This is a genomic window from Parabacteroides sp. CAG:2 (assembly GCF_000436315.1).
Classification (GTDB): domain Bacteria; phylum Bacteroidota; class Bacteroidia; order Bacteroidales; family Tannerellaceae; genus Parabacteroides; species Parabacteroides distasonis.
Genome location: NZ_FR885292.1, coordinates 27850 through 46376, shown reverse-complemented (window position 1 = coordinate 46376; position 18527 = coordinate 27850). Strand labels below are relative to the sequence as shown.

The following is an 18527-nucleotide window of genomic DNA, read 5'->3' as shown; positions in this document are numbered from 1 at the left end:
ACCGCTCTTTCGTTACTTGGAAGCGTTGCTCATAGAGCGATTTCTGCAACTTCTGTTCCTCGGTTAAGATGAATTGGTTCATCTGGCGGCAAAGATCGAATGCCTCTTGGTAATAATTCTCGCGATAATATAGATAAGCCGCCTGCGTACCGGCATCGATCGCTTGTTTGTAATCACCTTTTTGGGATAAGCTCTTGTAAGCTTGTAAAAAAAGATAACGAGCTTTGGTGTAGTCTTTTTTTTCCAGGCTGCTTTGTGCCTGTGTCATAAATTGATTCGTCGTATTTTGCGCCTGCATGACCGGACAGAGACAAAGTACAAGAGAGAGTAAAAGATAAGTGATCCTCATAACTTAAAATTTTAATTTGAAGTAAAAATATGTATTTACTAGGATTAAAGCAAAATATATCTGGGGAAAATAACCGGGATATTACAAATAGATGCGATTCTCTCAAGGAGGCTCGATCAAGTAGAATGAATCTATTTAAAGTTTATCGAGTTATTGCCATTTGATTTTTTATGTCTATGTTTGCAAATATCTTGACGCTAAGGGAGATGGAATAATGGATAAAACTATAGACGATTTGTTTATTCTAAAACTGATAAAAGCTGGTGATAGACTGGCTTTTAAACATCTGTTTGAGTTATATTTCACTCCTTTATGCCGCTTCGTACATTTATATATGAAGAAACCGGGAGCCGCCGAGGATATCGTAGTCGATATCTTTGCCAGCTTTTGGGAAAGACGGGAGACCTTACAAATCCAGATCACGTTGAAAGCCTATCTATTCCAGTCCGCACGGAATAGGGCCTTGAATTACCTAAGAGATAACGAGCGTTTTATCTCAACGGACGATTTTTCCTCTTTGGAACGTTTCGAGAATGACGAGACATTAGAAACTCAAGAGTTGCAACGCCTGATTCATGAGGCTATTTTCTCCCTTCCCCCGAAATGCCGTGATGTATTCAATAAGAGCCGTATGGACAACCTTTCAAATAAGGAGATAGCGGAGCAAATGAATATAAGCGTTAAAGCCGTGGAAGGGCATATTTCCAGAGCGTTAAAACAGATCCGGGCCTATTTGGGGGATGCCTATCACTACTTATGGTGATTTTATTTCCACAAGATTAAAAAAAATAATGAAAACTATGTAGGGTTATCGTCATTTGATGTGTCACACTAGAAAATGGCACTTCATGAATAAACATATACCATGGCAATTAATTATATCTCGTCTGAAGGATGAACAAGATGAGAGAGGTGAGAAGTTGTTCGAGGAATGGCTTCAAGGGGAAGGGAATGCTCATTTATATCAAGAACTAGAGGGATTATGGAGAGAGATCCGGGAGGAGGCTTCATCCTATACGCCGGATACCGCTTTTTATTGGCAACAACTGGAAAGTCGTATGTCCCAAGAGAACAAGGCTCCTAAAGTCGTCTCTATCTGGAAATTCCGTATGGCGGTAGCCGCGGCTTCCATATTATTGATCATTTCGTTGACCTTCTCTTTCTTGTATACTGGAGGAGACCGGGCCGTTTATTCCAATAAGTTGTCTTATTCCGCTTTAAGCGGTAAGTCGAGGATCGTATTGCCGGATAGCAGCGTTGTTTGGTTGAACTCCGGTTCTACCTTGGAGTATGCGGCAGATTTCATGGAGAACCGGGAAGTGGCTTTGAACGGCGAGGCCCTGTTTGACGTGACGAAAGACAACCGGCATCCTTTCGTGGTCTTGGCCTCGGAGGTGAAAGTAAAGGTACATGGTACCTGCTTTAACGTGAACTCTTATCCAAAGGAAGAAAACATTCGGGTGACCCTTTTCCGGGGTTCAGTCTCTTTGGAGGCCGGAGGTAAGGAGGCTTATCTGTATCCGGGGGAGATCGCCGCTTTGAATAAAAGGGATAAGACCTTGAATATAACCTCCGCCGATATGTTTTACGAGTCTTTCTGGGCAAGCGAGAGTGTGCGGTTTGAGGCGAAGTCGTTACGGTACATAACTCGTTATCTGGAGAAATGGTATAATGTTAAGATCGAGGTAGATCCTACCATCCCGGATTCACAAGCCTATACGTTCACAATCAAGGATGAGTCACTGGAAGTGATCTTACGGATCATGTCGCGCATAAACCCGATCGCTTATACGTTCGACGAGGATGATCACGTACAAATAATGCATGTTGAACCTTCTAAAAAGTAATGCCTATGAGATTATCCCAATGACATAAGACAACAAAAAAGGCTTAAGCGGTAACTTAAGCCTTTCGGGGACAAATCCCTAATCCAAATTAAAATCTAATTACAGCTTGTTCAAATTTGGCCGTTTGTCTAAAGCTGTAAGGATGTTAACTTTAAATACTTCGCAAATATATGAATAATAAAAGACAATTTGTGAAAGGAAGAAATTGTTTGTATGCGATATTCTTTCTTCTATTCTTTTCTTTACGTTTGTTAGCTGTTGAAGCCGTCGACAAGAAGATATCAGTTTCATTTTCGAACCTACCGTTGAAAGAGGCGATCCATGAGATTGAGGTCGCTAGCGGTTATACGTTCTTTTATGACGGTAACAAGATAGACTTGACTCAAAAGGTAAGTTTGAACGTCTCGAATCAGCCTATAGAGTCTGCCTTAAATTCAATGCTAAGGACCACGGACCTCTCTTTTGAGATCACCAGTAAGCAGATCGCTTTGTTTCCGAGACAAAATGCAAGTGCGTCAGCCGGTAAACCTTCCCGCAAGATAACCGGTACGATACTAGATCCTTTGGGTGATCCGGTAATCGGGGCGAATGTCGTGGTGAAAGGTACGACGAACGGTACCATAACGGACATGGATGGAAATTTCTCGGTGGAGGCTTCGGACAATGATATCTTGCAAGTCTCTTATATCGGTTTTATGCCTCAGGATATCGCTGTTAAAGGGAAGAGCGAGCTGACCGTGACGATCCGTGAGGATACCCAGAAATTGGATGAAGTAGTCGTGGTTGGTTACGGTACCCAGAAGAAGGTGAATCTGACGGGTGCGGTGGAACAAGTGACGAGTGAGGTGTTCGATAACCGTTCCATCTCAAACGTTACCCAAGCGCTTCAAGGTACGATCCCTAATCTGAATATCTCGATGACAGATGGTAAACCAAATCGTACGGCGGAATATAATATACGTGGTACGACCTCTATCGGACAAAAGGGTAGCGCCTTGATATTGATCGATGGCGTGGAGGGTGATCCCAGTATGTTGAACCCGAATGATATCGCCAGTGTATCTGTCTTGAAGGATGCGGCTTCGGCTGCCATTTACGGCGCGAGAGGCGCATTTGGTGTCGTATTAATCTCGACGAAGAATCCGTCCAAGGACAAGACTTCCGTGACGTACTCGGGTAATTTTACGATGAAATCTCCGACGAAGGTACCGGATGTCGTTACCGATGGATATACATACGCTAAATACTTTAATGAGGCGTGGAGCGCTTATTACGATTATTCCCAAACTCCACAGAACATTAATAAGACCTTGAAATTCTCTCAGGAGTATCTGGAGGAACTGGAGCGTCGTTCCGGCATCTCGGGATTACCGGAGGTAGAGATCGGTCCGAATGGGGATTATGTATATTATGGAAATACGGATTGGTACAAGGAATTGTATAAGAAATCTACGTTCGCTACGGATCATAATATTTCCGTGTCCGGAAGTAGCGGCAAGACCAGTTTCTATGTAACGGGCCGTTATTATGGGCAAGATGGATTGTTCCGATATAATACGGACGACTATAAGTTGTTCAATATGCGTGCGAAAGGAGCGGTGCAGGTATTTGATTGGTTGAAGGTGGAGGACAATTTGGAGTATTCCAGCATGACTTATCATAATCCGTTGAATGTAGGTGAAGGTGGCGGTATCTGGCGTAATATCGCGGATGAGGGGCATATTTTGGCTCCGATGTTTAACCCGGATGGTACCTTGACGCACTCTGCCGCTTATACGGTTGGTGATTTCTGGTACGGAAAGAATGGTATCGATACCGAGCAAAGGATCTTGAAGAATACGGTGAGCGCTACGGCTAGTTTCTTGAAGGATAAATTGCGTATCAAAGGTGATTTTACGTTCCAGAACAATGACAACGACCAAACCCAGATCCGGGTACCGGTGCCGTTCAGCCGCCGTCCGGGTGTGATTGAGTACGTAGGTTCTTCCAAGAATGATATCCAGAATACGAATAAGACGACTAGTTATCTGGCTAGCAATATTTACGGAGAATACGAGGATACCTTTAAAGAAGTGCATTATTTCAAGGCGATGGTAGGATATAACTACGAGGAATCCCGTATGAAGAATGTAAAGGTATTGAGAAACGGATTGATCTTTGATGATGCCGAGGATTTGAATATGGCCTTGGGACAAACGATTAATACCGAGGGTGGTTATTCCAAATGGCGTATATCCGGAGGTTTCTTCCGTTTGAATTATGTCTTTAATGATCGTTATCTATTGGAAGTGAATGGTCGGTTAGATGGTTCTTCCAAATTCCCATCGGATTCTCAATATGCGTTCTTCCCATCGGTCTCTGCGGGTTGGAGGGTTTCGCAAGAGCCGTTCTGGAAGGTTCCCGAGGAAATCTTCTCGAATCTGAAGGTACGTGCCTCTTATGGTTCCTTGGGTAATGGTAATATTGATCCGTACTCATTCCAAGAGTTATTTAAGATCAAGCAATCCAGTTTGGTGTTGAATGGCATACGTCCGCAGTATACGGGCCAGCCGGCGGTTATTCCGTTGGGCTTGACTTGGGAGAAATCTACGACCTTGAACCTTGGTCTGGACTTTGCTTTCCTATCGAACCGTTTGCAATTCTCGGGCGATATCTATCAACGGAAAACAACCGATATGTTTACGGTGGGTATGTCATTGCCGGCGGTGTTCGGTACGGATGTGCCGAAAGGTAACTATGCGGATCTTACGACAAAAGGTTTTGAGTTGAGTGTCTCTTGGCGGGATCAATTCCAGTTGGCAAGTAAACCGTTCAATTACGAGGTTCGTTTCACGCTCGCCGATTACCAGTCAACGATTGATAAATACAATAACCCGGAAAAGAAACTGGGCGATGATTACTATTACGAGGGTATGAAGGTAGGTGAGATCTGGGGATACGAGACTGAAGGTTTCTTTACCTCGCAAGCTGATATCGATAGCCACGCTAAACAACCCTATTTCTACGCGGGTGCTACGGCTGGACAATGGCTTCCGGGCGATATCAAGTTCAAGGACTTGAACGGCGATGGCGTGATTGATTATGGAAACAATACGGTGGATAATCCGGGTGACCAGAAGATAATCGGTAATAGCGAGCCTCGTTTCATCTATGGTATCAATTTGAGCGGTGATTGGAATAACTTCTTCGTCTCCGCTTTCTTCCAAGGTGTAGGTAAACAAGATTGGTGGCCGGGATCGGAAGCCTCTTATTTCTGGGGTATGTATAATCGTCCGTATAATGATATGCCTAAATCTCATTTGGGGAATATCTGGACGGAGGAGAATCCGAATACCTATTTCCCCCGTTTGAGAGGATACTCCTCTGAGGAGCCTTATGCCGAGTTGAACTTGAAACAAACCCGTTACTTACAGAATATCGCCTATATACGTATGAAGAATATTCAGTTAGGGTATACTTTGCCGAAGAGCTTTATCTCGAAACTAAGGATGCAGAATGCCAAGGTATACGTCTCGGGCGAGAATCTTTGGAGTTGGTCTCCTTTCTATAAATATTCTAAAGACTTAGACGTTGAGGCGGTCAGAGGTTCTGACCGGGATTTAACGGAGGGTACGTCGGGTAATGGATATAGCTATCCGATATTGAAGAGTGTTAGTTTTGGTTTGTCAGTTACATTCTAAAAAGTGCTATAGTATGAAAAAGACATTAATATATATCATCAGTGTGATAGGTTTGTTCTCTTGCGATTTGGATGAGGTTCCTGTTTCAGAGGTTTCCAAGGAACCGGTTTTCAGTACGGAGAATGGATTGGAATTATACGCGAACTCGTTCTATGAGATTTTACCGACTCCATCGGCCGCTCACCAAGCGGATAATATGTGTGATTATGCGGCGAGGGCGTTGGTTCCTAATTTTATATTGGCGGATGCCTATGGTCCTCAACAGAGCGATGGCTGGGATTGGGAAAAGCTTCGGAACATCAATTACTTTATCCAGAATTGTACGGACCCACGGGTATCGGAAAGCGTTAGGATGAATTATATAGGTTTAGCTCGTTTCTTCCGTGCTTGGTTCTACTTTGATAAGGTGAAACGCTTTGGCGACGTGCCTTGGATCAATAAGGCGATGGAGGTGGATGACCCCGATCTGTATGCGGCAAGGGATTCGAGAACCTTGGTGATGGATTCGGTCTTGGCTGATTTGGATTTCGCTTGCGAGCATATTACCTTGACGAGTGATCAGACCAGTTCCTTGATCACGAAGTATGTAGCTCAGGCTTTCAAGTCGAGAGTATGCCTGTTCGAGGGGACGTTTCGTAAGTATCATACGGAATATGGGCTGAAAGAGTCGGCGAATGCTTGGCTGAACGAGGCGGTTAAAGCGGCAGAGGATGTGATCGCTAACTCTGGTTTTAAATTGTATACGGCAAACGGTACGACGAAATCGTACCGGGATTTGTTTATCAGTGTGAAGCCGGTGACTACGGAGGTTATGCTTGCCGCTGTTTGTGATAAGTCCTTGAGCGTATTGAATGACGCTAACTGGTATTGGACAAGCGCTACATATGGTCCCCGTCTGAATTTGATCCGTACGTTCGTGAATACTTATTTGATGGAGGACGGTACTCCTTTTACGGACAAGGAGGGATATAAGACCATGGTCTTTATGGATGAGGTGAAGAATCGTGATAAACGTTTGCAACAAACCATCCGTATGGGGGATTATAAGCGTATTGATGGGGGGGTGCAAACGCCCGCTCCTCCGATCTTCTCTTATACCTATACCGGTTATCAACCTATTAAGTATTGCCTGGATGATGTGTTTTATGATAGCGGTGCGAATAATGATAATTCGATTCCTTTGATTCGTTTCGCCGAGGTATTATTGAACTATGCGGAAGCGAAAGCGGAGCTTGGAGTCTTCACGGATGCGGATTGGGAAAAAACGATCGGTGCTTTACGGGGTAGAGCGGGGATAACAGGAGGTTTGACAGCTAGACCGACAAAGGCTGATCCTTACCTGCAAGCGAATTATTTCCCGGAAATAACAGATCCCAGTTTGCTGGAGATCCGTCGTGAGAGAGGTATCGAATTGGTATTCGAGGGTTTGCGTTTCAGTGATTTGTTACGTTGGAAAAAAGGGAATCTGATGACAATGCCTTGGAATGGTTTCTATGTCCCGGAATTGGATAAGCCGATGGATTTAAATGAAGATGGTATCTTGGATGTATGTTTTACGATGAATGAGAACGTGGAGAACCCGATATCGGGAGTGACCTACGTGGTCGTTTCCGAGATGAAGGCCGGTAAGGTAAATCCGCAGCGTTTATCAGGGAATACGAAAGGAGAATTGACTTGGTTGAATAATATTCCCCGGGTATGGGAGGATAAGCATTATCTATATCCTATTCCGGACTTGGATATTATCATGAATCCGAACTTGACACAAAATCCGGGTTGGTAACTAAAAAAAGAATGAATCATGAAAAAGTTAATTATATTCGTGTCATTGCTGTTCTTGGCGATGGCTTATGGAAAAGCGGAAGATAAGGAGGTCTTAAAGATCGCTACTTTTAATTTGAGGATGGATACTCCATCCGATGGGGAGAACGCTTGGTTTCACCGGAAAGATATGGTGAATGACTTAATCCGTTTTTATGGTTTCGATTTATTCGGGACTCAAGAAGGATTTACGCATCAATTAAACGATATCTTGCGGTTAAGCGACTACCGGTTTATTGGTGTAGGACGGGATGATGGAAAAGATGCCGGAGAGCACTGCGCCATATTTTATCGTTCAGATCGGTTCAAGGTGTTGGATCAAGGTGATTTCTGGTTATCGGAACATCCCGAGAAACCCGGTAGAGGTTGGGATGGTACTTGCTGTAACCGGATTTGTACTTGGGGGAAGTTTGAGGACTTGAAGAACCATAAACAATTTTATTTCTTTAATGTACATTATGAGTACGAGGGAGATGTGGCCCGTAGGGAATCTTCTAACTTAATGATCTCACGGATCAAAAGTATCGCCGGTAATCAGCCTGTATTCCTGACAGGCGATTTCAATGCGTTTCCTACCGAAGAACCGATCCGTATTTTAAATGATAGCGGTTTCTTGAACGACTCTTATAAGATCACCAAGGAAGCCCCGTTCGGTCCGGTCTGTACCTATCACGGATATGATAGTACGATCAAGACAGAGGAGCGTCTGGATTATATTTGGGTAACCGACAGTATCCAAATTGATAAATACGGTGTATTAACGAACACATTATACGGACATACACCTTCGGATCATTTCCCGGTGATGGTCGTGGCTGAGTTCTAATATTATCTCAATGTGTCCGATCCCTGAACTCCGAGGGCGTGACCCCTTCTTTCTTCTTGAAGAATGTGGAGAATTGGCCGGCATTCTCGAAATGTAGGCTATAGGCGATCTCGGAGATCGTCAAAGGGGTACTAGTCAGAAGCTCTTTCGCACGAAGGAGCTTCTGTTGTAATTGATATTGGGCGGGGGAGACGCCGGTGTATTCCTTAAACATCCGGCGAAACCATGAATAACCTAAACCAAGACGGGCAGCGATCTCTTCCGGACTTAATGGGTCCTCGATGTTCTCCTTCATTAATATACGTGCCTCGTTGATTTTATCTACGACATAGGTGTTCGTGAAGGAGTTGTTCTTTTCCTTATAATATACGGAGCCTAATATATGAAGCACGATACTGGAGATCATCTGTTGGTAACCGGATTTCTCCTCCGAGGCGAACTTCAGTATATCCTCATAAAGTCCGACGATCGTAGCGCTCAGCCCGATCCGGTGTAGCGGCTCTTCCTTGGTAAAGAATTTCTTCTCCACACGTTTATCGATATGAATGCCCCGGAAACCTACCCAATACTCATCCCATCCCGTTTCCCGGTCCGGATAATAACTATGCCATTCCCCGGGGAAAAGGAGGATCATCGTCCCTGCGTTTATCTTTTGCGATTTACAAGACTGGGAGGAAAAGTACCCGCTACCTTTCGTTATATATACCAATTGATACTCATTCAGGATACGTCCGGTCTGAGGCTTGAAATTATACTTCTCCGGATGCCGGGAAAGCGGATAGGCGCAACCCGGCGGGATGAATTGATATCCGACCGTCGTGACGACGATTCCCCATTCCTCATCCGTAGCGCTGATCGTCAAGTAACGTAGTAAATCATTCCGCAGTTCGTTCATGTCAGATTTGAAAGGTTTAAAATCATTTTCGTAAGCAAATATAGCAATAATGCTTCTACTTTTGCTTTCGTCAAACAAATAACTTTGTTAAGCCATGAAGGAATATAATTTTCTAGCCTTTGATATAGGGGCTACCAGTGGACGGGCCGTGCTCGGAACCTTAAAGGATGCCAAATTTGAAATGAAAGAGATCCATCGGTTCCCGAATCCGATGGTGGAATTACACGGACGGTTTTATTGGGATATCTATCATCTTTATACTTCTCTTATAGAAAGCTTGACGATATGCGCCCGGCAAAGAATCCGGTTGCACTCGATCGGAATAGATACATGGGGAGTGGATTTTGGGTATGTGGCTTTGGATGGCTCTTTATTGGGCTTACCTCGTGCTTACCGAGATCCTTATACGGACGGCGCTCCCGAGGACTTTTTCAAACGGATTCCCAAGGAAGAGGTCTATAAGCGAACAGGTATTCAAGTGATGCCGTTTAATAGCTTGTTCCAGCTTTTCAGGGCGGGGCAAGACTCGTTTATACCGCAGGAAGTGGCGGAAAAGATATTATTCATACCGGACCTTTTGGCTTATATGTTGACGGAGCGTATGGTATGTGAATATACGATCGCTTCCACGTCTCAATTATTGAACCCGGAAACCCATAAATTCGATTACAAGCTCTTGGAGGCCGTGGGTGTATCTCCTACTTTGATGTGTCCGGTGGTGATGCCGGGGACGTTGATCGGGCGGTTGAGCGAGTCGATCGCCCGTAAGACAGGAATCGGGGAAATCCCGGTAATCGCCGTGGCTGGTCACGATACGGCGTCGGCGGTAGCGGCTGTCCCTGCTTCTTCTCCTAATTTCGCTTACTTGAGTAGCGGTACTTGGAGCTTGATGGGGATCGAGGTGGAGAAGCCGATCATCAACGAGGTCTCTTTCAAGAATAATTTCACGAATGAGGGGGGCATCGAGGGTACGACCCGCTTTTTGAAGAATATTACAGGTATGTGGATCTTGGAACGTTGCCGGGAGCAATGGAAGCGGTCCGGATTGGATTATTCGTACGATGATATGGTTCGGATGGCGGAGTTGAGCGAATTTACTTCTTTGATCAATCCGGATGATCCCCGTTTCGCCAATCCAGAGAATATGCTACGTGAGATCACGGGCTATTGTGAGGAAACCGGACAGGCTGTTCCCGCTTCGGACGCCGATTATGTACATTGTATATTTTATAGCTTGGCGAATCGTTATAAAGAGGTGCTGGAAATACTCAAATCGATGTCGCCACATCCGATCGAACGATTGCATGTGATAGGTGGTGGCTCTCGGAACGATCTGCTGAATCAGTTGACAGCCAACGCTATCGGTATTCCCGTATTGGCAGGCCCGTCTGAGGCGACAGCCATTGGAAATTGCTTGATACAGGCTAAGTCGGCAGGATTACTGACGGATTGTTGGGAGATGCGAAGACTGATAGCCACCGCATTCCCTCCCAAGGAATTTTATCCGGAAAGATGATACACATTCAAATCATATAAATTTAAAAACATCATACCATGACAAAAGACAGTTTAATTCAACAGGCATTTGAAGTAGCGGCAGAACGTTATGCGGCCGTAGGTGTAGACGTTCGTAAAGCATTAGAGGATATGAAGAAAATATCCCTATCCCTGCATTGCTGGCAGGCCGATGACGTAAGCGGTTTCGAGAACCAAGGCGGCTCCTTGACCGGTGGTATACAAGTGACCGGCAATTATCCGGGACGTGCCCGTACTATCGACGAGTTGCGTCGGGATGTATTGAAGGCGAAATCCTATATCCCCGGTAATCATCGGCTTAGTCTGCATGAGATCTACGGGGATTTCCAAGGGGAGAAAGTAGATCGTGACGAGGTAGAACCCCATCATTTCGAGAGCTGGATACAATGGGCGAAAGAGAATGATTTCAAGCTAGACTTCAACAGTACCTCTTTCTCGCACCCTAAAAGCGGAGATTTGACCTTGGCGAACCCCAGCGATGATATCCGTAACTTCTGGATCGAGCATACGAAGCGTTGTCGCTGGATCAGCGATGAGATGGGTAAAGCCCAGAACGATCCTTGCATGATGAACCTTTGGATACATGACGGGAGCAAGGAAGTACCGGCCAGCCGCTTACGTTATCGCCGTATCTTGGAGGAATCGCTGGATGAGATATTCGCTACCGAATATAAATGGATGAAAGATTGTATCGAGGCGAAACTCTTCGGTATCGGTCTGGAAAGTTATACGGTAGGTTCCTATGATTTCTATTTGGGTTACGGGGCGAAAAAGAACAAGATCGTTACCTTGGACACCGGCCATTTCCATTTGACGGAAAGTATCGCCGACAAGGTTTCCTCGTTATTGCTGTTTACGCCCGAGATCATGTTGCACGTAAGTCGTCCGATCCGTTGGGATAGCGATCATGTCGTGATCTTGAATGACGATGTGCAGGATTTAGCCCGTGAGATCGTGCGTTGCGACGCCTTGGACCGGGTACATATCGGTTTGGATTATTTCGACGCTACCATCAATCGTATCGGTGCTTATGTCATTGGTAGCCGTGCCACGCAAAAAGCCTTTATGCTCGCTTTGCTGGAGCCGATCGCCTTGCTTCGCCAGTACGAGGATGAGGGTAAGTATTTCCAGCGTCTTGCCTTGCAGGAGGAAGCGAAGAGTCTGCCTTGGGGTGCGGTTTGGGATATGTATTGTCTGCAAAGTGGGGTCCCCGTAGGAGAGTCTTATATCGCTGAGATCGAGAAATATGAGTCCGACGTTACCTCAAGACGGAAATGATAGAGATCGGGATCGGGTTGTTGATCATCGCGATCGGCAGTTTCGGGCAGAGTAGCTCGTACGTGCCGATCAATAAGATCCGGGATTGGAGTTGGGAAAGCTTTTGGTTGGTGCAAGGTATCTTCGCTTGGTTGGTTTTCCCTTATCTCGGAGCGATGTTGGCGGTACCGGAAGGGAGTACCTTGCTGGAACTATGGCGTTCGCCGGGTAGCTTGGGAGCGGTTATCTATGGCATGCTCTGGGGTGTCGGCGGGTTGACTTTCGGGTTGAGTATGCGTTATCTGGGCGTAGCTTTGGGACAGAGCATCGCCTTGGGTACATGCGCCGGTTTCGGTACGCTCTTCCCGGCTTTGTTCGGTGGAACGAATCTGTTTGAGGGAACCGGATTGATCCTGTTGACCGGTGTTTGCATTACCTTGGCAGGTATCGCCGTGATCGGTTACGCCGGAAGCCTGCGGGCCCGGAATATGAGTGAGGAGGAGAAGAAAGCGGCGGTGAAGGATTTTGCCTTGACTAAGGGCTTGGCGGTAGCCTTGCTTGCCGGTGTGATGAGCGCCTGCTTCAATTTGGGTTTGGAATCGGGAAACGAGGTGCTGGCGAAAGCGAAAGAGGCGGGAGCTAGCGATCTGTTCGCCTTGAATCCCGTGATACTGTTGGTTACTTTGGGCGGCTTTTGTACGAACGCTGTGTATTGTATTTTCCAGAACGTGAAAAACGGGACGGGCAAGGATTATTTCTCGGTATCGGGAGGTACATTGCTGAATAATGTCTTATTTTGCGCTTTGGCAGGCGTGCTTTGGTACTCGCAGTTCTTCGGACTGGGGATGGGAAAGAGCTATTTCTCGGATTCCCCGGTTATGCTGGCTTTCTCGTGGAGTATCTTGATGTCGCTGAATGTTATTTTCAGTAATGTCTGGGGCATCTTATTAAAAGAATGGAAGGGCGTGGATCGCCGGACGATCGTGGTATTGATTACCGGCATGTGTATCTTGATCCTTTCCTTATTATATCCGAATATAGTTTAATTAAAATAGACATGATAATACTAAGAAACAATGAACGCCTGATGGCGGAAATAGATCGTATCGCCGAGGTCGCCGGCTATTTGTGGACCAAGGGTTGGGCTGAGCGAAACGGCGGGAATATATCGGTGAACCTGACTACTTTATTGAGCGAGGAGGAGAAGGCGTTGCCGGCTTTGGTTTCCTCGATTCCCTTGCAAGAGGCGATGACGGCCTTATGCGGGCACGTCTTTTATGTGACGGGTACCGGAAAACGGATGCGTTACGTGGCGAAAGATCCTTTCGCCAACGGCTCTTTGATCCGTATCGCCGCCGATGGGAAATCGTATGATATCCTAGCGGAGCAACCGATCCCACCGACTTCCGAGTTGCCTTCCCATTTGTTGATGCACAATTTCTTGCGTGCGAAGGGACGGGATAACCGGGTGGTATTGCATACGCATCCGACGGATATTATCGGCATGACGCATTGCAAGCCGTTCTTGGATTCGGAGAAGATTACCCGCACGTTATGGAGTATGATCCCGGAATGTCGGATTATCGTGCCGAAAGGGGTCGGTATCGTTCCTTACGAGATACCGGGCACTTTGGCGTTGGCGCACGCTACGATCCGTCAGTTGGAGGAGCACGACGTGGTGTTCTGGGAGAAGCACGGTATCCTTGCCGTCGGTGAGGACCTGATCGAGTGCTTCGATGCGATCGATACGTTGAGTAAATCCGCCCAGATCTATTTTAGTGCCCGCATGACCGGTTACGAGCCGGAAGGTATGACGGAGCAGCAATTGGATGACTTGGTTCCGGCCTTTGGACTCTAGCGTATGCGAAAGAAATTAATCATTCTATTCATAGGGATCGGTTCGTTCACGTTGTTCGCCCAGCAGCGAGACCATCGGACACGGGAGTATATCGCTCCGGTCCGTATTGTCTGGCAGCAAGATAGTTCGCGAATTACGGGAGCGAACCATTTGCTTGTTTCAGGCAACGGACAGTCGGATTTGGCGAATAATCGGTTGTGTGTGTTGAAAAGTACGCCAACCGAACATCCCGCTTTGCTGCTTGATTTCGGGAAGGAGTTGCAAGGCGGTCTTCAGCTGGTGACCGGTATGCCGCCGTCTCACGATCCGGTTTCCGTACGGGTTCGTTTCGGCGAGTCCGTTAGTGAGGCTATGTGCGAGATAGATGGTGCGAACGGGGCGAGCAACGATCATGCGATGCGGGATTTCGTGGTATCGCTCCCTTGGCTGGGCGTGCAGGAGATCGGTAATTCCGGTTTCCGTTTCGTGCGTATTGATGTATTGGGTGATTCTACGGAGTTGCAATTAAAAGAGGTCCGTGCGATCTCTACGTTTCGGGATATTCCTTATCTGGGCTCTTTCCGTTGTAATGACGAGCGGTTGAACCGGATCTGGAAGACAGGTGCGTACACGGTCCACTTGAATATGCAGGAATATCTATGGGACGGCGTAAAACGGGATCGTCTGGTCTGGGTGGGGGATTTACATCCGGAGGTAATGACGGTCAGTACCGTCTTCGGTTATAATGAGGTGGTTCCTAAGAGCTTGGATTTGATTCGGGATATTACGCCGCTGCCTAGTTGGATGAACGGTATCAGTTCGTACTCGATTTGGTGGTTGTTGATTCAGCGGGATTGGTATTATTACCAAGGGAATCTTGCGTATCTACAAGAGCAACGCTCTTATATGACTGCTTTGCTGCGTCACTTGATCTCGAAGGTTGACCCAAGCGGACAAGAGAGACTGGATGGGAACCGTTTCTTGGATTGGCCTTCCAGTGAGAATACACCCGCTATCGATGCCGGCCTTCAATCGCTGATGATACAAGTCATGCGTGCCGGAGAGGAGTTATGTACCGTTTTAGGCGAGGATGCGTTGGCCTCGGAGTGCCGTGCGGTAGCTTCCAAGGCTATTGAGTTTTCCCTTCGGAAGAAATCCCGGTTCCCTTCGGAGAAAGATCGGATTACACCCGGGGATAAACAGGCCGCCGCCTTGATGGCTCTGGCGGGTATCATGGATGCTAAGGAGGCGAACGAGCGTTGCTTGGCGGTGGACGGGGCGAAAGGCTTCTCTACGTTTTACGGATATTATATGCTACGGGCGATGGCGTTGGCTGGTAATTACCAAGGTGCGTTAGATGTGATCCGTACGTATTGGGGTGCTATGCTGGATGTAGGTGCTACGACGTTTTGGGAGGATTTCAATATGGAATGGCTTCCGGACGCAGGGCGTATTGATGAGCTGGTCCCCGCTGGAAAGAAAGATATTCATGGAGATTATGGGGCGTATTGCTATCAAGGTTTCCGCCATAGCTTGTGCCATGGATGGGCTTCGGGTCCCACATCGTGGTTAAGCGAGTACGTATTGGGCGTACAAGTGGTGGAACCGGGTTGCCGTACGGTACGTATCATCCCACATCTGGGAGATCTCGAATGGGTGGAAGGTACGTTTCCCACGCCTTACGGGGTGATCGAGATCCGACATGAGAAAGGTGCGGACGGTAAGGTGATAAGCCATATCAACGCTCCTGAAGAGATACGAGTTACCCCGTAGCTCTTATACTTAGTTGTAGAATGTATATAATTATAGAATATATGAAACAAACTATTTGCATCTACGCTTTCGCCGCCCTCTTATTAGGCGGTTGTAAAAGCAATAATGAATTAACGATACCTACGAATCTCCGTACGGAATACCTTACGGAGCCTATCGGCTTGGATACTTCGTCTCCTCGCTTTACATGGGAATACTCCGGAAATGAGGAGGGCTTTAAGGCTTCCCGCTATGAGGTACGGATCGGTACGAGTCCGGACGACTTGCGGCCCTATGCGGAGGGAATGGCCCTGAAACCTCATACCCGTTATTACTGGAATGTTACGGTATGGGATGGTGAAGGGCGTCCGTGCGCTACCTCGGAGACGGCTTCTTTCGAGACCGCTAAGTTCGATCCCTCGGATTGGTCCGCCTCTTGGATTACCGATCATAAGGATAAGGAGTTCGAGCCTGCCCCTCTGTTCCGCAAGTCTTTCCCGGTAGGCAAGGAAGTGAAGGATGCCCGTGTGTACGTAGCATCTGCTGGGTATCATGAGCTATTCATCAATGGCGAGCGGGTCGGAACGAATTATCTGGACCCGGGGTATACGCATTTCGATAAACGTATCTTGTACGTGACGCATGATGTTACCTCTTTGCTGAAGCAAGGCGACAACGCCGTGGCCGCTGTTCTGGGAAACGGCTGGTACAATGAGCAGTCCGTGGCGGTCTGGAATTTTCATGAGGCACGCTGGCGGAATCGTCCCCGCCTGCTATGTGAGTTGCGTATTACCTATACGGATGGTACGACGGAGGTGATTGGCTCGGATGAGACTTGGAAGACTTCCACAGGTGCCTATACCTATAATAATATATACAGCGGCGATAAATTCGATGCCCGGCTGGAAGAGGCCGGATGGAAAACCGCTCATTTCGACGATAGTAAATGGGAAGCGGTACTTCCGGCGCAGGCTCCGGCACCTCTGTTGGTAGCCCAGCAAATGCCGGGAATCCGTATCACGGAAGAGGTGAGGCCCGTGTCGATGAAACGTTTCTCCGATCAGTTATACGTATATTCTTTCCCGAAGAACATGTCCGGCCTTTGCCGCTTGAAGGTGAAAGGCGAGGCGGGAACCCGTATCACGTTAAAACATGGTGAGTTGTTGAAGAAAGACGGTCGCTTGGAGCAAGGCAATATCAATGTATATTATCATCCGGTCAAGCCGGACGAGGTATTCCAGATGGATGTCTTTACCTTGAAAGGTACGGGAGAGGAGGAGATCTTCATGCCTTCCTTCTCTTATCACGGTTTCCAATACGTGGAGGTGGAGAGTAGCCGCCCCGTTATTTTAACGGAAGAGAACTTGACCGGCTTGTTTATGCATACCGATGTCCGTCCGTCCGGTTCCTTCGCTTGTTCGAATCCTCTATTGAATAAGATTTGGGAGGCTACGATGCAGGCTTACCGCAGTAACCTGCACAGTATCCCGACCGATTGCCCGCAACGGGAGAAGAATGGCTGGACAGCCGACGCGCATATTGCGATCGACCTCGGTTTGCTGGGCTTCGATGGTATCACGCTTTATGAGAAATGGATGAATGATATTATCGATAACCAGCGTGAGGCGGGTGAGATTTCCGGTATCATTCCTTCCAGCGGTTGGGGATATGGCGAGTGGCCGGGTCCGGTTTGGGACGCTGTCATGTTTATCATCCCGAACGCCTTGTATGATTATTATGGAGAGTCTCGCAGTATAGAACGCTTATATCCTACGATGCTGCGATATCTGGATTATTTGAAGACGAAAGAGAAAGACGGTTACTTGCCGTTTGGCTTGGGTGACTGGGTGTATTGGAAAGCTACGACGAATAATGAATATACCTCTACCGCCTACTATTATCTGGATTATAAGTTGATGGCTCGCTTCGCCTCTTTACTGGGCAAGGATGCCGCTCCTTATCAAGAGAAAGCGAATACGCTCAAATCCTTGATCAACCAGAAGTTCTTCAACGCCGAGACCGGTGTGTATGCCGAAGGGACCCAAACGGCGCAAGCCTTGGCCTTGTATCTGGGACTTGTACCGGAAGGAAAGGAACAACTTGTGGCGGATAAGCTGCGTGAGGTGGTAGCGGGAAATAACTATTTCTTGGATTTTGGTCTATTAGGCAGTAAGACCGTTCCGGCCATGCTTACGAAATATGGCTATATCGAGGATGCCATGAAGATGATCACGAAGACCGAGGCGCCTTCATGGGGGTATTGGGTAGAGACGATGGGTTACTCCACATTGCCGGAGACGTGGACACTTAGTCCGAAGTTTGCCGACGCTTCCTTGAACCACGTCTTTATGGGAGATGTCTCCGCTTGGATGATGAACCAGCTGGCCGGTATCAATCATGACGACTCGGCTCCGGGCTTCCGTCATATCCGTATCACGCCTCATTTCGTGAAAGAACTGGATTGGGCGAAAGGTGAGTACCATTCCGTACGCGGCCGTATCGCCAGCGAATGGAAACGGGAAGGGGATCAGGTTATGCTTACCGTGACGATTCCGGCTGATTGCTCCGCCGATATCGTGGTAGGCGATCAGACCGAGACCGTATCCGCCGGTACGCATACGTTTTCATATCCGGTGTGATAAGAACCGTATGACTTTAGTAAGCCGGTAATGACATCGCCTATATTGGCTTATTTTACCTAGTTGTAGAGACGGGGGGTGGGGGGGG

The 18527-nt window shown here is 47.2% G+C and carries 12 protein-coding genes and 1 pseudogene; 11 read left to right on the top strand and 2 right to left on the bottom strand.

The window, feature by feature from the left end:
• Window positions 1-349: pseudogene (locus QVP94_RS09055) on the bottom strand (sensor histidine kinase); the annotation flags it as partial.
• 214 nt (window positions 350-563) lie between these two features.
• On the opposite strand from QVP94_RS09055, the gene QVP94_RS09050 reads away from it, so the two are divergent.
• The 5 genes from QVP94_RS09050 (at window position 564) to QVP94_RS09030 (ending at window position 8523) form a co-directional block, all read left to right on the top strand.
• Window positions 564-1112, top strand: a complete 549-nt coding sequence (locus tag QVP94_RS09050) for an RNA polymerase sigma-70 factor (protein WP_005856461.1) — start codon at window positions 564-566, stop codon at window positions 1110-1112.
• 85 nt (window positions 1113-1197) lie between these two features.
• On the top strand, window positions 1198-2196 hold the full coding sequence (locus tag QVP94_RS09045; protein ID WP_005856462.1) for a FecR family protein: 999 nt from the start codon (window positions 1198-1200) through the stop codon (window positions 2194-2196).
• A gap of 170 nt (window positions 2197-2366) precedes the next feature.
• The gene (locus QVP94_RS09040) at window positions 2367-5876 is read left to right on the top strand and encodes a TonB-dependent receptor (RefSeq protein WP_005856464.1); all 3510 of its coding nucleotides are present in this window, start codon (window positions 2367-2369) and stop codon (window positions 5874-5876) included.
• A gap of 13 nt (window positions 5877-5889) precedes the next feature.
• A complete protein-coding gene (locus QVP94_RS09035; protein WP_005856466.1) occupies window positions 5890-7659 on the top strand; it encodes a RagB/SusD family nutrient uptake outer membrane protein in 1770 nt (589 codons plus the stop codon).
• Between the two features lie 18 nt (window positions 7660-7677).
• Window positions 7678-8523 carry an endonuclease/exonuclease/phosphatase family protein gene (locus QVP94_RS09030; RefSeq protein ID WP_005856468.1) on the top strand — a complete coding sequence of 282 codons (846 nt, stop codon included), beginning with the start codon at window positions 7678-7680 and terminating at the stop codon, window positions 8521-8523.
• A gap of 7 nt (window positions 8524-8530) precedes the next feature.
• On the opposite strand, the gene QVP94_RS09025 is transcribed toward QVP94_RS09030, so the two are convergent.
• Window positions 8531-9418: an AraC family transcriptional regulator gene (locus tag QVP94_RS09025; protein ID WP_005856470.1), complete on the bottom strand. Its 888-nt coding sequence runs from the start codon at window positions 9416-9418 to the stop codon at window positions 8531-8533.
• A 94-nt stretch (window positions 9419-9512) separates the two neighbouring features.
• On the opposite strand from QVP94_RS09025, the gene QVP94_RS09020 reads away from it, so the two are divergent.
• The 6 genes from QVP94_RS09020 to QVP94_RS08995 are packed head-to-tail and all read left to right on the top strand — an operon-like array spanning window position 9513 to window position 18439.
• Entirely contained in the window at window positions 9513-10934 is a 1422-nt protein-coding gene (locus QVP94_RS09020; RefSeq protein WP_022192415.1) for a rhamnulokinase, read from the top strand.
• A 38-nt stretch (window positions 10935-10972) separates the two neighbouring features.
• Entirely contained in the window at window positions 10973-12232 is a 1260-nt protein-coding gene (locus tag QVP94_RS09015) for an L-rhamnose isomerase (RefSeq protein ID WP_008771952.1), read from the top strand.
• Entirely contained in the window at window positions 12232-13257 is a 1026-nt protein-coding gene (gene rhaT, locus QVP94_RS09010; RefSeq protein ID WP_195603586.1) for an L-rhamnose/proton symporter RhaT, read from the top strand. The genes QVP94_RS09015 and rhaT overlap by 1 nt, the downstream gene beginning before the upstream one ends.
• An 11-nt stretch (window positions 13258-13268) precedes the next feature.
• A complete protein-coding gene (gene rhaD, locus QVP94_RS09005) occupies window positions 13269-14069 on the top strand; it encodes a rhamnulose-1-phosphate aldolase (protein WP_009017902.1) in 801 nt (266 codons plus the stop codon).
• A gap of 3 nt (window positions 14070-14072) precedes the next feature.
• A complete protein-coding gene (locus tag QVP94_RS09000; protein WP_022192413.1) occupies window positions 14073-15821 on the top strand; it encodes an alpha-L-rhamnosidase-related protein in 1749 nt (582 codons plus the stop codon).
• Between the two features lie 20 nt (window positions 15822-15841).
• The gene (locus QVP94_RS08995; RefSeq protein WP_288213215.1) at window positions 15842-18439 is read left to right on the top strand and encodes a family 78 glycoside hydrolase catalytic domain; all 2598 of its coding nucleotides are present in this window, start codon (window positions 15842-15844) and stop codon (window positions 18437-18439) included.
• Window positions 18440-18527: the final 88 nt, after the last annotated feature.

Coding starts and splice junctions, on each gene's coding strand:
- rhaD (WP_009017902.1), top strand. CDS start 13,269: ATGATAATACTAAGAAACAATGAACGCCTGATGGCGGAAATAGATCGT.
- QVP94_RS09030 (WP_005856468.1), top strand. CDS start 7,678: ATGAAAAAGTTAATTATATTCGTGTCATTGCTGTTCTTGGCGATGGCT.
- QVP94_RS09025 (WP_005856470.1), bottom strand. CDS start 9,418: ATGAACGAACTGCGGAATGATTTACTACGTTACTTGACGATCAGCGCT.
- QVP94_RS09040 (WP_005856464.1), top strand. CDS start 2,367: ATGAATAATAAAAGACAATTTGTGAAAGGAAGAAATTGTTTGTATGCG.
- QVP94_RS08995 (WP_288213215.1), top strand. CDS start 15,842: ATGTATATAATTATAGAATATATGAAACAAACTATTTGCATCTACGCT.
- QVP94_RS09050 (WP_005856461.1), top strand. CDS start 564: ATGGATAAAACTATAGACGATTTGTTTATTCTAAAACTGATAAAAGCT.
- QVP94_RS09020 (WP_022192415.1), top strand. CDS start 9,513: ATGAAGGAATATAATTTTCTAGCCTTTGATATAGGGGCTACCAGTGGA.
- QVP94_RS09035 (WP_005856466.1), top strand. CDS start 5,890: ATGAAAAAGACATTAATATATATCATCAGTGTGATAGGTTTGTTCTCT.
- QVP94_RS09000 (WP_022192413.1), top strand. CDS start 14,073: ATGCGAAAGAAATTAATCATTCTATTCATAGGGATCGGTTCGTTCACG.
- QVP94_RS09045 (WP_005856462.1), top strand. CDS start 1,198: ATGAATAAACATATACCATGGCAATTAATTATATCTCGTCTGAAGGAT.
- QVP94_RS09015 (WP_008771952.1), top strand. CDS start 10,973: ATGACAAAAGACAGTTTAATTCAACAGGCATTTGAAGTAGCGGCAGAA.